At 37.5% G+C, this 15,049-nt stretch carries 11 protein-coding genes; 2 read left to right on the forward strand and 9 right to left on the reverse strand.

Features of this window, described 5'->3' with window-relative positions:
• Window positions 1-230: 230 nt before the first annotated feature.
• Entirely contained in the window at window positions 231-1,586 is a 1,356-nt protein-coding gene (locus CEF22_RS10865) for a sigma-54 interaction domain-containing protein (protein WP_100402894.1), read from the forward strand.
• A gap of 281 nt (window positions 1,587-1,867) precedes the next feature.
• The gene (locus CEF22_RS10870; protein ID WP_100402895.1) at window positions 1,868-2,140 is read left to right on the forward strand and encodes a YgaP family membrane protein; all 273 of its coding nucleotides are present in this window, start codon (window positions 1,868-1,870) and stop codon (window positions 2,138-2,140) included.
• Between the two features lie 81 nt (window positions 2,141-2,221).
• Here the strand turns inward: CEF22_RS10870 and CEF22_RS10875 are convergent, their stop codons facing one another.
• The 9 genes from CEF22_RS10875 to CEF22_RS18715 all read right to left on the reverse strand — a co-directional run.
• Window positions 2,222-6,634, reverse strand: coding sequence for a Smc domain-containing protein (locus CEF22_RS10875; RefSeq protein ID WP_100402896.1), 4,413 nt, complete (start codon window positions 6,632-6,634; stop codon window positions 2,222-2,224).
• Window positions 6,621-7,361, reverse strand: a complete 741-nt coding sequence (locus CEF22_RS10880; RefSeq protein WP_100402897.1) for a DUF6063 family protein — start codon at window positions 7,359-7,361, stop codon at window positions 6,621-6,623. The genes CEF22_RS10875 and CEF22_RS10880 overlap by 14 nt, the downstream gene beginning before the upstream one ends.
• Window positions 7,348-8,862 (reverse strand): replicative DNA helicase, encoded by a 1,515-nt coding sequence (locus CEF22_RS10885; RefSeq protein WP_100402898.1) that lies wholly within the window; start codon window positions 8,860-8,862, stop codon window positions 7,348-7,350. The genes CEF22_RS10880 and CEF22_RS10885 overlap by 14 nt, the downstream gene beginning before the upstream one ends.
• Window positions 8,850-9,866, reverse strand: coding sequence for a Wadjet anti-phage system protein JetD domain-containing protein (locus CEF22_RS10890; RefSeq protein ID WP_100402899.1), 1,017 nt, complete (start codon window positions 9,864-9,866; stop codon window positions 8,850-8,852). The genes CEF22_RS10885 and CEF22_RS10890 overlap by 13 nt, the downstream gene beginning before the upstream one ends.
• 396 nt (window positions 9,867-10,262) lie before the next feature.
• A complete protein-coding gene (locus tag CEF22_RS10895) occupies window positions 10,263-10,508 on the reverse strand; it encodes a GNAT family N-acetyltransferase (RefSeq protein ID WP_100402900.1) in 246 nt (81 codons plus the stop codon).
• A 70-nt stretch (window positions 10,509-10,578) separates the two neighbouring features.
• Window positions 10,579-10,863, reverse strand: a complete 285-nt coding sequence (locus tag CEF22_RS10900; RefSeq protein ID WP_100402901.1) for a hypothetical protein — start codon at window positions 10,861-10,863, stop codon at window positions 10,579-10,581.
• A 12-nt stretch (window positions 10,864-10,875) separates the two neighbouring features.
• Window positions 10,876-12,561, reverse strand: a complete 1,686-nt coding sequence (locus tag CEF22_RS10905) for a hypothetical protein (RefSeq protein WP_100402902.1) — start codon at window positions 12,559-12,561, stop codon at window positions 10,876-10,878.
• Window positions 12,537-13,661, reverse strand: coding sequence for a VWA domain-containing protein (locus CEF22_RS10910; protein ID WP_100403986.1), 1,125 nt, complete (start codon window positions 13,659-13,661; stop codon window positions 12,537-12,539). Before CEF22_RS10910 ends, CEF22_RS10905 begins: the two co-directional genes overlap by 25 nt.
• Window positions 13,662-13,675: 14 nt before the next feature.
• Window positions 13,676-15,049 (reverse strand): DUF5682 family protein (locus tag CEF22_RS18715; protein WP_232726105.1); only part of this gene is annotated, 1,374 nt, incomplete at its 5' end.

Here is a 15,049-nt window from a genome sequence, read left to right on the forward strand (position 1 = left end):
GAAAAAAGACTAATCAAAACACGCTTTTTCTAAATTCAATTGAATCATCCTTTTGTAATGAATCCAACAGCTATCCAAGATAATAAATCCACTTTTCATCCTTCTTTTTTATTAAATACTTCCACTCCACAAAAAGAATTGAAATTCAGAATATTTAGTATATCATTATTCATATAAAGATCGATTCCATAACGAATCATCTAGAACAGATTGAAAAAGAGGTGAACACAATGGAGACTATTTATTCACTTGCTTTTCTTCATAGCTATGATGGTATTTGTATTTTTGATAAACATGGCTTTGGTCTTGAGATTAATAAAGCGGCCGAACGTATTACAGGTTTTAGTCGTGAAGACTTTATTGGAGAAAATATTGCATCGGCGATTGAAAAAGGGTATATTTCAAAATCAGTAACGGAGCTGATTTTGAAGAATAAACGTCCGCACACAGAAGTCATCAGCATTCGCGGAGTTGAAATGTTAGTTACAGGAAACCCTATTTTTGATTCAAAGGGGCAAATAGACTACATTGTTCTCAATGTACGCGATATTTCTGAATTGAAAAACGTCAAAATTGATTTGCTTTTATCCATTGCATTAAAGCGAAAAAACAATGCGGACCCCCTTTTCCCTCATCCAGAAACACTTCCTTCCGTACCCATAGCAGGGAATATAATTGCTTCTAGTCCTAAAACTCAACATATTGTTCACCTAGCTACAAAAGTCGCTAAAGTAGATTCTTCGGTGCTCATTTTAGGAGAATCTGGCGTCGGTAAAGAAGTTATTGTCAAACTAATCCATCAGCAAAGCCTAAGGGCAGAGTACCCGCTCATCAAAATCAATTGTGCTGCCATTCCTCAGCATTTACTCGAATCCGAATTATTTGGCTATGAAAAAGGGGCCTTCACGGGAGCCGACCAAAACGGGAAAACTGGACTTTTTGAGGAAGCAAACGGTGGAACGATCTTTTTAGATGAGATCGGCGATATGCCAATCGATCTTCAAGTGAAACTATTACGTGTGCTACAAGAATATGAAATTCGAAGAGTTGGTGGCAGAAAAGATATCAAGATTAATGTTCGGATTATTTCGGCAACGAATAAAAACTTAGAACAACTAATTAAAAATGGTGAGTTCCGCGAAGACCTTTACTATCGATTGAATATAGTTCCCTTAAAAATTCCTCCTTTACGTGAACGTGTAGAAGATATTAAACCACTAGCGCATATGATCTTAAATCAGACAAACCAAAAATATAATTTGCATAAGCATTTTCAGCCCGGTGTTATTGAATTGTTTGAAAAACATTCTTGGCCTGGAAATATCCGCGAAATGGAAAATATGATTGAACGGCTGGTTGTCACCTCCGAACAAGAAGAAATTACTTGGAGCGACCTTCCTTTCATTGCGGAACACCCAAGTCTTTCTGGGAGTTATTCATTGAAACACACACTTGAAGAAGTAGAGAAGAAAATAATCCTCGAAAAAATGCAAATGTATAAAACAACGCGAAAGGTTGCAAAAGCGCTTGGTATTAGCCAATCCGCAGTCGTAAAAAAACTTCAAAAATATAAACTGAGTTTTTAGTCGTAAATTCAATAAATTTTTGCCAAAAAAGAAACACCTCAACACAGGAAATGTTGTTTTATGACCAGGCTCTAGAAATAGACGGCTGGTATCGAAAAAAAATATAAAAATCTTCTTTCTTCTTGAAAAGACGTTGCTGTTTCTAAAGAAGAGTCCGCTGATCAAGCTGAGTCCCATTCACGATTCTCCGAAAATTTCGATGCATAAGATGCAAACGACTGGGGATTATAACACTATAGTGAAGGATTTTAACGATAACATTTATAGAGGGAGCGAGCTAAATGAAAGTCACATCAAATATCGGAATCATTAACGCGTTAATTCGGATCACGGCCGGTTTTACTATTTTTGCTTGGGGCACTTCAAAGCTCATCAATCACCCTTGGAGAAATTCCTATCTAGTCATGGCCATGTTAGGTGGAATGAAAATAGGTGAAGGTATTCTGCGCTTTTGTCCATTAACAGCCTTGTTCAATAAAAGACAAGAAATGCTCGTTTATAATTTTGATAAAGAAAAGACAACAGAACAAGAAATCCCTTTTCATTATGAATAAAAAATTTACAACCGCTAACTCTTTCAATGAATTAGCGGTTGATGTACTTCATATATGTAACCTATATCCATTCACATTCATTTATTCAAACCACTTCAGTTGCTCTGTCTCACCTAGTCTTTCGATCGATTGTGGTTCGTGATCTTGGAAGTAGGCATGGTGAAGTCTTTTTTCCTTTGTCATGACTTTCTGATTAGAATCTACAGCTTCTCTTAAACGACAGCTATAGATCACTGGGAAAAAGTCTTGAAGAAACTTCCCTTCTGCATGCGCTGTTAAAGCAATAATTTGAAAACCGAGCTGTTCAGCAATATAGAATACCGGAGTTAAGACATGATCGCTAGATGCTTTCCCAAATGGATTGTCTAAAATGACCGATCGATGACGTTTCATATTCGATTGAATATGCTGTTTTTTCTCAGCGACATAATTTAAAATCCCTAAAAACAAGATCATATTTTTGCTCCATTTTTCTCCACCGGACCAAATGTTACTCTGTTCCCAAGAATAGGAGCGCGTTGTTACCTTATTATCATTTGTTACCTTTCGACAATTTACTTTCATGACTTCATTTTTCAAAATCATTTGCACTAGCTGCTTCGACTGTAGCCACATATCCAGTTCTTTTCGAATTTTTGCATCATCTTGCTGTCCTTGGTCATTAAGGAAGCGATCAGATTCAAGTTGTGTGAGAATCCATTCAATGTAATCACGGATACGGCTTTTCCCTTCCTCTTCTTCCCAGTCGGGTATGGTGAAGTTAAAAATTTGCTTCCATTGATCTTCCACTTTTATTTTTGTCATTTTTGGGATCTGTTTTAGTTCTTCTACTAGAGTTTTTAAATGAGCATGAATCTGGTTAATAAACGCTTGTAGCTCTTCATCCTTTGAACGAATGTGCTCATTAGCGTAATTTGTTCCTCTCTCTATACTTGTTAGCATATTTTTCTTGAAGGTTAACAAATCCGCATACGTTCGTTTATATTCAATGCCCTTTTCCGCCATTTGTTTCAGTTTCACATCAGTGAGCGTTTGACAAAACCGTCTAAAGGATTGCTTGGCTTTCTCGATTTTCTTGTTCTCAACTTCCACTAACTCATTTGTTGCCTCAAGTTCTTTCACAATTGCGTCTACAAATGGTTTACGATTGTATGAGAAATCCAAAACCTCCTCTGAACTTAATGAAATAGCAACAATATCAGGGGCATTGAAATGATGCTTCTCAATAAATCTTTCAAGCTGCCGTTCCGCTTTTCCAATAGTAGAAAGATCTTGTTCAATTCGTTTATTCTCTTGTTCTAAAAATGTTTTCGCTTCTGTTAATTCAATGGCTTCTTGATTTAACTCTTCCTTCACTTCCGTTAATGTTACACTAAACTGTATGATTGTTCCTTGAGGATAGTCTTTTTGAAATTGGTCCATCAATGATCCTAATTTTCCTTCTTGCTTTTCCTTTGCAGCAAATTTCTTTTTTACGTTTTCGTCAAGAGCCGCCATTTCTTTTTTCATTTTCTCGATTTTCTGCCATAAATCATTCAGCAATTCTTCTCCATTACTTGGGAAAAGACGATTTTCATCAAGCGAACAGTGTTGTTTGTGAAGCTGTTCGATGCTCTTTTCGATCCTCTTAATGTTACTGTTGGCATGTTCCTTTTTAACTTTCCATTCTCCGTAGCTTACATTGATTTTCCGAATTTTATCTTCTAAATTACGAATTTGTTCTTGAATCGACTTTTTGCTTTCATCGGAATATATAGGTCGTAAAGAGCGAACGCCAAGAAAATCTTCATCGCCTTTACGTATTTTCATTTCGCTTTCTAACGAGTTTTTTCGCCCTTCTAGCTTTCCTTTTTCATCTGAAAAAGCATCATACTGCAGTTGTACAGTTTTTATTTCTTTTTCTAAGTTATTTAATTGCTCGTTGATTCGCTGTTCGTTTTGACGAGCTAGTTCCACTTCGCGATAGTATTGGAGATATTGACTTCCCTTATCTATCTTCCCTTCAAGCCCTTGTTTTTCATCTTGATCGTTTTTGGTTGTTGCTTCAATTTTCATAAGAGACATATGTATTTCTTCGATCCGTTTTTCTTTCTTATTCATGCTGAGTGTAAGCTGTTCAAGTTGAGCCGCTAATGTAGAGCATTTTTCACTTAATCGTTTCTTCTCTTCATAAGGATATTGCTCCAGAAATTGCTGAAAAGCTTGCTGAATGGACTCACAAACTTTTATTTCTGTTTCTTTCTCTTCTCGTAATTTAGTTGCTTCATTTGCCTTTTGCAAAATTTCAGATTTCCATTCAAGGAATGCGGCTGTATCAGCTCCTTTCGTCCAGTGCAAAGGCCCAATCCATGCTGCTTCTATTTCTCCTTGATGAATCGTCATCGCTTCTTCCGTCGTAAGCACATGAATTGGAAATTGCAACTTATCTTTTACATCGTTTACTTTTTCTTGTAATGCCGATTTTGATTTATTCGTTGTAATAAGTGTTAACGGCCAAAGTGGGTAGTCTTTTCTCTTCTCATACTCCGCTACTTCTAGCGAAAGCAAGTATTCAATGCCTGTCGTCAAATAATCGAATTGATTTTTCCATACTTTCAATTGAGATTCAATAAATGCATCTCCAAAAAAAATGTCCTGTTGTTGATAATCATCTACAAAACGACGGGCAACCCTCTCTTGATAAAATAATTGCTGACGCTCTCGTTCAAGCTTATCTTTCATCGATTCTAATCGTGAAGAAATGGAACTTTCATTATCATACACATTGTCTAGTACTGCCCATTGCGGGCGAAGAGAGGCAAGTGTATGAATCAATGTTTTCTGAGCTTCCTCCAATCGTCTAAGATCATAGCGCGACATTTTCAACTCTTGATCTACATTATTTTTCTCTTTAACAAGTTCTTCTTTTGTCTCTTCGGCATCTCTTAGTTCCGGTTGAAATTGTTTTTTCTCTTGCTGCAATCGAATCATTTCTTCATCTAAAAATTGATAGCGCTCCTGCCAATGAATGATTTCTTCTTGCACTTTTTCTTGTTTCGGATTGGCTAATAGTTGTTGCTCTAGCTTTTCCATATCCTTCTTTCGTGTTTCGAGTTGGCCTTGAATGCTTGCGAAATTTTGTTGCTTATCCGTTTCTTCTGCGTGAAGTTTAGTCAAACGATCTTTCATTTGTTGTAGTTGCTCAGTAATTGGATTAAGCTCATAAGATACGCCTTGAATCTCTTTTTCAAGCTGATCCATTTCCGTAAGAAAGAAGCCTAATAGCTTCCGTTGAGCTTCTTCTAATTGATTTTCGATCTCATCCAATTCTTCCGTTTCATGTAGTTTTTCCATCTCCACCTCAATCACTTTGAGTTGATCTTGGAAATCTTTTTGTTCTTTTTTAAGTTGAGCGAGTTGCAGGGAATAATAATCTATTTGCGTTTCTTCAAGCTCCTCTTGACGTTTAGAATATTGAGCTAAAGCATTGTCGTAATCCCTTGTTCGAGTGCGAAAAATCGATTCTTCAACAGTGATGTGATACGAAGAAGTTTTTAAGCTATATTGATGACTTCGTTCCTTCCAGCTCGTGAGCTTTGCGCCAATAGCCGCTTGCTCCTTCATTGCTTGATGCTGTTGTAGCTGGATTTCTTCCCATGTTCCTTTAGCACGCTGCTTCTCTTTCTCATACGAAAGCTTACTTTGATGATAAGCTTCGAATATTTGCACATACGTTTCTAATTCCGCTTGAATTCGTTTATTTTCTTCAATCGTTGCTTTGAATTTTTTATACTGCTTAAAGTTGACATACTGCTTTTCAAACATGTCAGCAAACATCGTTTCTTCGTGACCAGCAATAGAATTTTCTACAGTAGGAATTAATAGCCGATCAAACAATTGGGTTGTACTTTTACAATCATCAAAAAACGCTTCCACTCCACCTTCAGAGCTATTGATTTTCACAATACTATCCCATTCATCAGCAATAATATGATACTGCTCTTCAAGAAAAGAGCGGTAATCCTTAATTGTCTGGAAGCCACGGGCTTGGAAAGAACTTTCGCGCATTTGACTATAGTAATCTTGCATTTCTCCTCGTTCAGCTGGCCTTTTCCCTGCTTGGCTATCTCGAACAAACGGAAGTCCTTCAATTCCGTTCGGATCATTCACTTCGTATTCATACACATATCGTAGTGAATCAAGTCCGTTTTTCGTGATAAACAATGTAACCGCCGTAACAACATATCGTTTCGGTGCATCATTGATCATCCACTCAATCGCAATATGGGCAGGAGCATTTTCAAGCTGAAGCGTGCTTTTAATTTTTCGTTCCGCTAAGTTCGTATGTGGAATAATTGCCTGTAAAGCCGTTTGGATGAGAACCGTTTTTCCGCCCCCATTTTCTAATAAAATGGCTCCATTATGTCCATCAAATAAAAATAACTCATCATTATAACGTTTGTTACCTTCTTCATAAACGACATTTGTTAAACGAATTTTGCTAATCGATGGCATGTTCTTCCCTCTTTTCAAATCCGTAAATAAATTCAAAAATTCCTTTGTTATATTCAACTTCCATAAAGAAGCGCTGCACGATTGTTTTTGCTTTTTCCGTTAATGTGATTTCATCATTACCGATCTCTTGAATCAACTCTTGGTCGATCAAAAATCGTTTTACCGTATCGATAAAACTAAAGCGACTAATCGTATTTCCGCTTTGCTTCTTCGCCGTTTCCTTTATATCATTCATATCTTCCCATTTCTCGATGATTAACGACCAATTATAGGAAAATTCCTTTTCAAATTCTTTGAGCGCCTCCTGTTCATGAGACTTTAACTGATCGATTCTTTCTTGAATAAACTGAATCCATTCTTCTAATCGAATAAACTGGCGAGTAGGTTCTTGACTTTGGTATGTATCATAAAAGCTACCGAAAAGAATGAGAGTAGCAAAATATAATAAATAGAGATCACCATTTGTTGCACCTGAACGCAAATAATTACGTTTAATCCATTCATTACTTACATGAAATGGAGATAGCTTTGTTTTCGGGACTAAAAATAGTTGTTCACTCGTTCGAATAATCACACAATCAACTTCATTACTATATGCATCTAATAATGAACGAATTTCATCATCAGCTTTATATGTTTGAACCGCTTCAGCATCTGCCACTCCGTCTCGTGCTAGTTTCATATATATTTGAAATGCTTGAATAACTTTGTTCTCAGGATAGAGCATCTTCAACCCCCTCCCATTCTATCGTCATTTCTTGCATTGAATACCTTTCCATTTTTCGGATCACTCCTTTACCTTCTTTAACCTTAAGTGTTCGATTGCCGATCAATGCCAGTGCGTCACTAAGAAGCATTTTCCCTTCCTGTTCATCGACATTTCCTTGATTGATAGGTGAACGTTGATGAAGAATCAGCCAAAAATCATAGAAATAACGTTGTTCATAAATAAATGATTGACTGTTTCTATCTAAATAATCAATAAAAGCTGAAAGTGTACGAACTTGCTCTTCTTCATAAGCTAGTAAAAAAAGTGACATTAGTTCTTTATACTTTATTATCAACTCTCGACGATACCCATCCTTCTCCTCGTTTTTATCAACTTCAGCAAACGTACGTTCCAACTTTTCCTTACGTTCTTCCGTTATATTTTGTTCGGCTAATATCGTTAACGGTGACCACTGTTCGTTTTCTTCTACTTTTAAAAAAGGATGAAGCACTCCTTTCATCGCTTCTAACGGAAAAGCGTCAGATACAATTCGAGAAACTAAATCTTGATCAAAGTTAAATGCTTGAATACCTGTATAATACAACGACTCTTGTGCTGTGATGAGCGTTGTGTTTTTTAAAGTGAGCGTTTGCTTTAATAAATGCGAATGATCATAATGAACCGCTTCAAGCTCGTGATTTATTTTCAAAATATAGCCGTATGTTTTCTTTTCCTTCTGATGTACATTTTGCGCATAGAGACGTTCTCTCGTTTCTCGAACAAATTGACGCAACTCTTTAAACTCTTCATCTTCCCTCGCGAGCCGCCTGTATATATCTTCAAGAAGCTGCTTATACCGTTCAAATGTTTCTTCAGAGACAATGCTGCGCTGGATATCATGCTTCATCTTTACCATTCGTTCTTGCAACGTCTCCACATCTATTCGCATTTCATTAATTTGCCTTAATGCTCCTTTAAATTCCCCTTTATCAAGCTGCTTTCGAAGGATTAACTGATTAATCGAAAGCTGGAACTCATTATAAAACTCCTTTGTCGCAAACAACAACTCTAAGCCGTCTTCATCTAGTGCATAGTATTGCGTATTCGTTTTCACATCAAAACTGTTCGCTTTTAAGATCGAGTATTCAATCCGTTGCTCTTCTTGATGCTCCCAATCAAAATATGAATAACTGCGTTTTTTTCCATGCGTCGGACGGAACGTTTCAAGAATCGTTCTTGCAACTTCTATATATTTTTCTTCTGGAACAAGATACGTTTTAGCGGTGGTTTTTTGCAAAAAGATAGCAAGCTGCTTTACACCTGTTTTAGATTGCCTCATAATCATATTTTCAAAGAAAAAAAGAAGGGAAAGAAGTCCAAGCCCCTTCATATCAATATTTGTACCTTCTAAATCTTGCACACGCTTCCGGTCCAAATCATATAACGGATCGAAAAGAGCAAGCCTTCTCATCCGCTCTCGAAATCCTCTCGTTAACTCATTTAATTCTAGGTTCTCCAATCGGACTCCCTCCAAATCTTCTGTAACTCTTTTGTCTTTAACGTTTCCTGAGGGTAGTACTCTCCTTTAGCTAATAAAGTACGGACCCTCTCTTGCTCTTGTCGGGAAAAGAAACCCAAAAAGGCTTCTTGTGCTTGTATATTTTCACTCTGATAACCTTTTCCTTTGACGGATACTTTCTCTAAACAGGCACGATAAAAAGGGAGAGCGGGAATAGCTGTTTGTTTTTTCGATAAAGAATGCCATATTTTTAATCCTTCGCGATCAATATCTCCGAAGTAAAAAAAATGATGATCTGCGTTGACTGGATATTGAATTGAAAATTGTTCGATGCTTTTAATTACGGTCTTTCCACTTCCATATATAAGCGTCGAAAATTCCGTTTCTGTTAGAGCGGGAAGTAGCCCTTGATAAGTGGTCTTGTTTTCAACGATCAAATGTAATTGTCGGTTACTTTGTATGTTGGTTGGATTAATCGCGAACATAAGAGGTTCAGAAACAGGGATAATATGTAATCGTTCAAAGACACCGATTCGCTCCAACAACTCCTTCCCACCTTTTTCAACTATCCACTTCTCATCCCCAACTACTTCAAAGCTACGCTCAGGGGCTGGAACTGGTTCAGTCGGAAAAGAGTATTGCTTAATATATGTATCTACTTTCTGAATATAAGCTAGATCCTGTGCCCAAATAGAGGAATCTTTACGATAATACTCATCAAGGTTAATAGCTGGGTGCAAAATGTAACGATAACGTTGTAATTCCTTATGGTAATCTGCCACGAGTAAACTCTTATTGATTCGATACTGTAAAGCAAGCGAGGGCACTCTTCCTGTACGCCCTTTAGACTTTACCATCTCTAACACACCTTCAGATTCCAATTTCAATATCGTATCCGAAAATGCTTCGTATGTATCGAAATAATCGTTCAATAACTGTTCAAGTTCATTTAAAGAAACAGTTCTTTTAGAATAAGTAGATAACTGCTTATAAATCTTTTCCATCAAAACTATGCTCCTATTTTTTTATGGTTATTACTATCCATATTATAGTCCATGAAAACTAGCAGGGTCTATGTACAAATACCATCAGTTTTCCTAATTACCAGTTTTTCAAAAAGCACCTCCCGCTGAAATTTCAAATGTTGCTTGTGTAAAAACTTTCATTTAAAGGTAAAAGAAAAAAGGTGTCAAAAAAATATCCAGAAGATCAGTAGAAACTGACTCTCTGGACAACTCGAGTTTGATTGATCATTATTCATGTTTCTAGTGAAACGTATTACCTGCACCTATATAGAGTGCGATGGGTTTGCCCTATCACGGTCCGATTGCAACATAAAAAAGCCAACAAAATAATGTTGACTTCATTACCTCTTCTTCAATTAAAGAACCAGTTCGATTTCATACATACTTCTCCATTCGAATATCTGTCCACATTTCACCTTGCCAATATGTAAAATTTTCAATACGACCGATTTCCTTGTAGCCCAGCTTCTGATAGAGCTTCTGAGCTTGTTTATTAAATTCAAATACACCTAATTCAATACGTTTAATCCCCTGTTTCTTAACCGGGTCATTTTCCCATTTATTAAACACATCTACAAATTTTGAGGTAGATTCAGTTAATTTTATAAAATGAGTAGTCATTGTGCTCTCCTCTACAATATATTTCACATTATTTCCTTATTACACTAGAAATATTTTTACTCCTCTACCCTTATAATCTACTTTTAATAATCTCCACGTATCCACTCAAAGTAAAATAATGGTGAATGAAAGCTTCGTAATCAAACTGAAGCTGATTATTTTTCTTAGCCATTTCATCAATCATGTTGTGTAACGTTTGTTCCGCCAGCTGCAATCCTAGTTCTTGACAGGAGCTTGCTAGGCTTTTCATATCACCCACACGGTAGGAAGGCATTGAATGGCAGCCGCTTAAGCAAACGTCATCGAGAAATTCTTCTAGTTCCATCACTACGGACTCAATCGTTATTTGACTCATTCATTTCCCCTCCTAGTCTAATGTGATATTCGTTATTTCGCCATCGGGACTATATAGTGTGATTGGTTCTACTCGATACTCTCCATCTACTTTATACAATTTACCTAATAAAGCATGGTGTAAACGATTTTTTCTCGTTAACCGCTCAAATACTTTAATGAGATACTTTGTTTCTTGATTGTAGGCAATCGAAACGATCAGCCTCTCTTCATTTTTATCGTAAATCGGAATACGTAATGTTTGGGTAACGTCATTAAACTCACTGTCTCCCCATGCATGAACGTCAAAAAAGAACAGGCTCCCTTCTTGATTGTCTTCTACTAATTGGTATGAATGCTGAGCTTCATAGAAGTTTCGTAATGCCTCCCAATTGTCAAAGGAATAGCTACCAAAACGAACAGCGCTCACATTCGTACGGGCATCTATTGCCCCCATCGTTTGTTCAGAAGAGGAAAGACGATATTGCTCATTGATTTTACATCGTTGCAACGTAAACGTATGCCTTGAAAGATCTTCTAAAGAGGCATTCATATCCCAATTGACTTTTTTCTTATAAAATGACTGAACGCTTTTGAGCGAAGCTTCACCACTATAATATGTAGGCTGCATCGCTGAATACGTGAACCAGCATTGCTTCAGCTCATTGAAAAAATAAGCCGTAACCCCTTCATAGCCAGAACTTGTTTGCCAGCGTTTTGCTCCGATACCGATTAAATGTAGATTTTGGATATCTGTATAAGTTGTTTGATGTTCACCGATCAACTTTTCTTTTAACGATTGTGATTCAGAATGCTGCAGTGCCTGCGTCATTAAATAGATTTTCGTCATCGATTGACGAATCGCTTGTTGGGAGACCGATGCATTTTTTAATAAATATTTCGATAAAAGGGTACTTAAACTTCGCAATTGTTTTTCCAATCTAGGCATTTGCTCGCTATGGCAAAAGACGGCTAAGCGCTCGATACGATCACTGATTGTAAATGGAAGCTTCGTCAGACCAGTCACAGAGATTTCTTGCAATAAGTTTTGTACCTCTCGTATCGCATCATTAGAAATCTTTCTAGTTCGAGACTGTTCTAACTGTTGAACGTTCAACACATCTTTAAATAATTGATAATGAATGACCGCCTCAGCACGGTGTATACAAAACTCTTGTTCTTTGCAGCTGCACACCGTCCAGCTCCATGACGGGTTAGACGAAAAGCGAACTTTTTCGTTCATCTCGCCAAAATCGATCGTCAAGCTTTCTTGTTCTTCTATCTTTGCTTGAATGCCAAATTTCGCTCGAAACACAATGTCATGGAATTGTTTGTCCGTCAGCTTTTTTCGAATTTCCTCCAGGTCATATTCCAATACCCAAGTGAAATCACCTGTTTCCTCGTCAGCTTTTTCAGCATCTTCACCTGATCGTTCTTGCTGCAAACTAATAATCGCTATCAACACATGTTTACATATTTTCTTCGAAGGACAGCTGCATGTGAAATCGGTTAACCCTAACGTAAAGGAACAAACGGTTTCATCTGAAAGGTAGCAAACAAGTGATTCCTCTTTCTGTTCAGCTACGACAGTGATTCCGGTATCAATATCTTTTAACGCTCTTTTATACAACCCTTTATTAGCTTTATTAGTTAGAAAGATTTCATCACATGATTGAATGAATTCTTTCCATTCATTTACGATATGACCGTTGCTATCCATTTAGACAATCCCTCCGGTGTAAGTAAAGCGACATTTGCTCCCATATTTTTCAACTGTTGAGCCGCTTCTTTATCGTAAACAGGTACCGCTTGATAATCTAAAGCAGGCAATACAATTAGTTTCGCACCCGTATCGAGAATTTCTTTCGCTTCAGCATACATCGAATGTTTCCCGTATCCTTCCATGAGATCTGTGACACAAACGACGATCGTCCGGTAAGGTTCTTCTATTAAACCGCGACAATAACGAAGCGCTTTTGCAATATGAGTCCCACCGCCAAGTTGGATGCTCATTAACGTTTGCACAGGGTCGTCCAAATCATGAGATAAATCAACCACTTCTGTATCAAAAATGATCAAGTTCGTTTTTAACATCGGTAGCTTCGCAAAAATCCCTGCCATAATCGCACTATGAATGACCGAATCTAGCATACTTCCACTTTCATCTACAGCAATAATGACGCGCCATTTATTAAACGTCGTCACTCTTGAGTTAAAATATAGTTGATCGATCACCAATCGTTTATGTTCTTGATCATAATTTTTTAAGTTTAGTTGAATCGTTCGTTTAACGTCTAAATTGCGAATCGACTTCACATAGCCACGCCGATGACGATTTAATTTACCGACGAGACTTGCTTTCACGTCTGATTCAAGCTTTTTTTGAATCTCTTCAGCCACTTGCTTGACAATTTGTTTCGCTGTTTCTAATGCTTCTCCTTTTAATAAATGCTTACATTGAAGAACACTTTTTAGCAATTGCATATTAGGCTCAAGCTTTTCTAACGTTTCCTTATCGGTTAGTAATTCCACTAAACCGTATTCATCTAACGCCTGCTTTTCTAAAATTTCCACTGTCTCTTTCGGAAACAGCTCGCGTATTTTGGTAATCCATGCCGGCACCGTTAAAACGGACGAACCTTGACCAGCTTGTCTTTGCCGAACTTCACCGTCTTCACCATACTCACGGTGATATAAAAAGTCGAGTACATCATCTACTTCTTTGAATTCAGCCTGGTTATCTTCAAGTGGCAGTTGTTCCTCGGCAAATTTCCCTAGTACAAGACGCCAACGATTCAACGTTTCTCTATTTGTAGTCATAATGTCATCATTCCTCACTTCAATATCGCCCAATCAAGCAATTGTCGTCTAGCTTCCTCATCCAAATTTTTAGCCTGACGAATGACCGCTTCATCAATGACAGGCGACTCCAATACGGAATCAACTTTTATTTCGTGCCAATGAGCCACCCGTTTCGCAATCATGTTAATTTCTAATGGAGTGAATGAGCTAACAGCATATCGAAGCTCAGGTAATACTTGCAAAAACGTCTCATAGCTAATGTCATTAAGCATTTGTTGAATGCCATCTAATAACGTTTGATTAGACAGCATCATCTCTCTCGAAACCGACAGCAATCCTTTTAAAAAGGCGGCCGCTTCCGTCACAGCCTCTCCCGTCGCAAATAAATACGACATCGCTTTTTCTACACCTTGTTCTTCCGTCCATTCTTCTAACCCAATAAGCATGCTAACCACCGCACCGGCTATGGCTGGGTTTTGTTCCTTTGTAGCTAAGATTTCCTTCAACTGCACAACAAATAACTCTGTGTGAACTGATAACTCACGATCAATGATTAGCGTATAAAACTGCTTCATTGCTTCTACCGCACGATTTTCATCGTCTTTAGGTACGTTAGCTACGGCGGTCATTAAAGATACAGCCTTTTGAAATGCTTGAATCAGCAACGATTTGATATATGGACTTTGTTCGATATGAAATAAATACGGTTCTTTCACGAGAAAATGAAGGTGATGACAAGCGTCTACGAGAGAGTAGAAGTCTCCATCTTGTTGAATAATTTGTTCAACTGTTGGTAAAACCTGTTGCATTAACGACTCAAGCCCGATTAATGCGGCATACACAAGCTGTTCACATGCCACATGGCTTTCACTTGAACTTTTTTTTATTTTTTCCATAATCATTTCAGATACTGCTTCGCTAATCGTTCCACCATAGACAGAATGCTGAATTAACTCTGTTTCCACATTCGGATTCCAGCGATATTCCCACGTTTCCCTCACTAAATTTGTATCGATACGTTTCACATAATTCGGACCCTTTTTCTTGATGCAGAAATCCGTATTTAAATAATCCATAGCGTGAAAGAAGCGACTAATTTCACGATGAGATTTTGTTTTTAGCAGATCTAACACTTTCTCTTGCTTTTGCACCGTTTGAATAGGCAGCTTATATTTTTTACATATCGAGTGAAAATCATTAACAATCGGAGGCATATGAAGCGTTTTTTTAACGAGCCCTACTTGATCGCCTACTAGTAGCTGATCTAACGTTTGTAACAAGCGGGAATGCTCATTTTTCGTAAAAGCACTTTTCACCCCGTCTACTAGCTCATAAAGGCTACATTCTATCTTGTCTCGTAATCCAGCTAAACCAATCGCCATGCGCATCGCTTCGATGGAATCGGC

The sequence above is a fragment of the Bacillus sp. FJAT-42315 genome, from assembly GCF_002797375.1.
In the GTDB taxonomy this organism is placed as follows: Bacteria; Bacillota; Bacilli; order Bacillales; family Domibacillaceae; genus Bacillus_CE.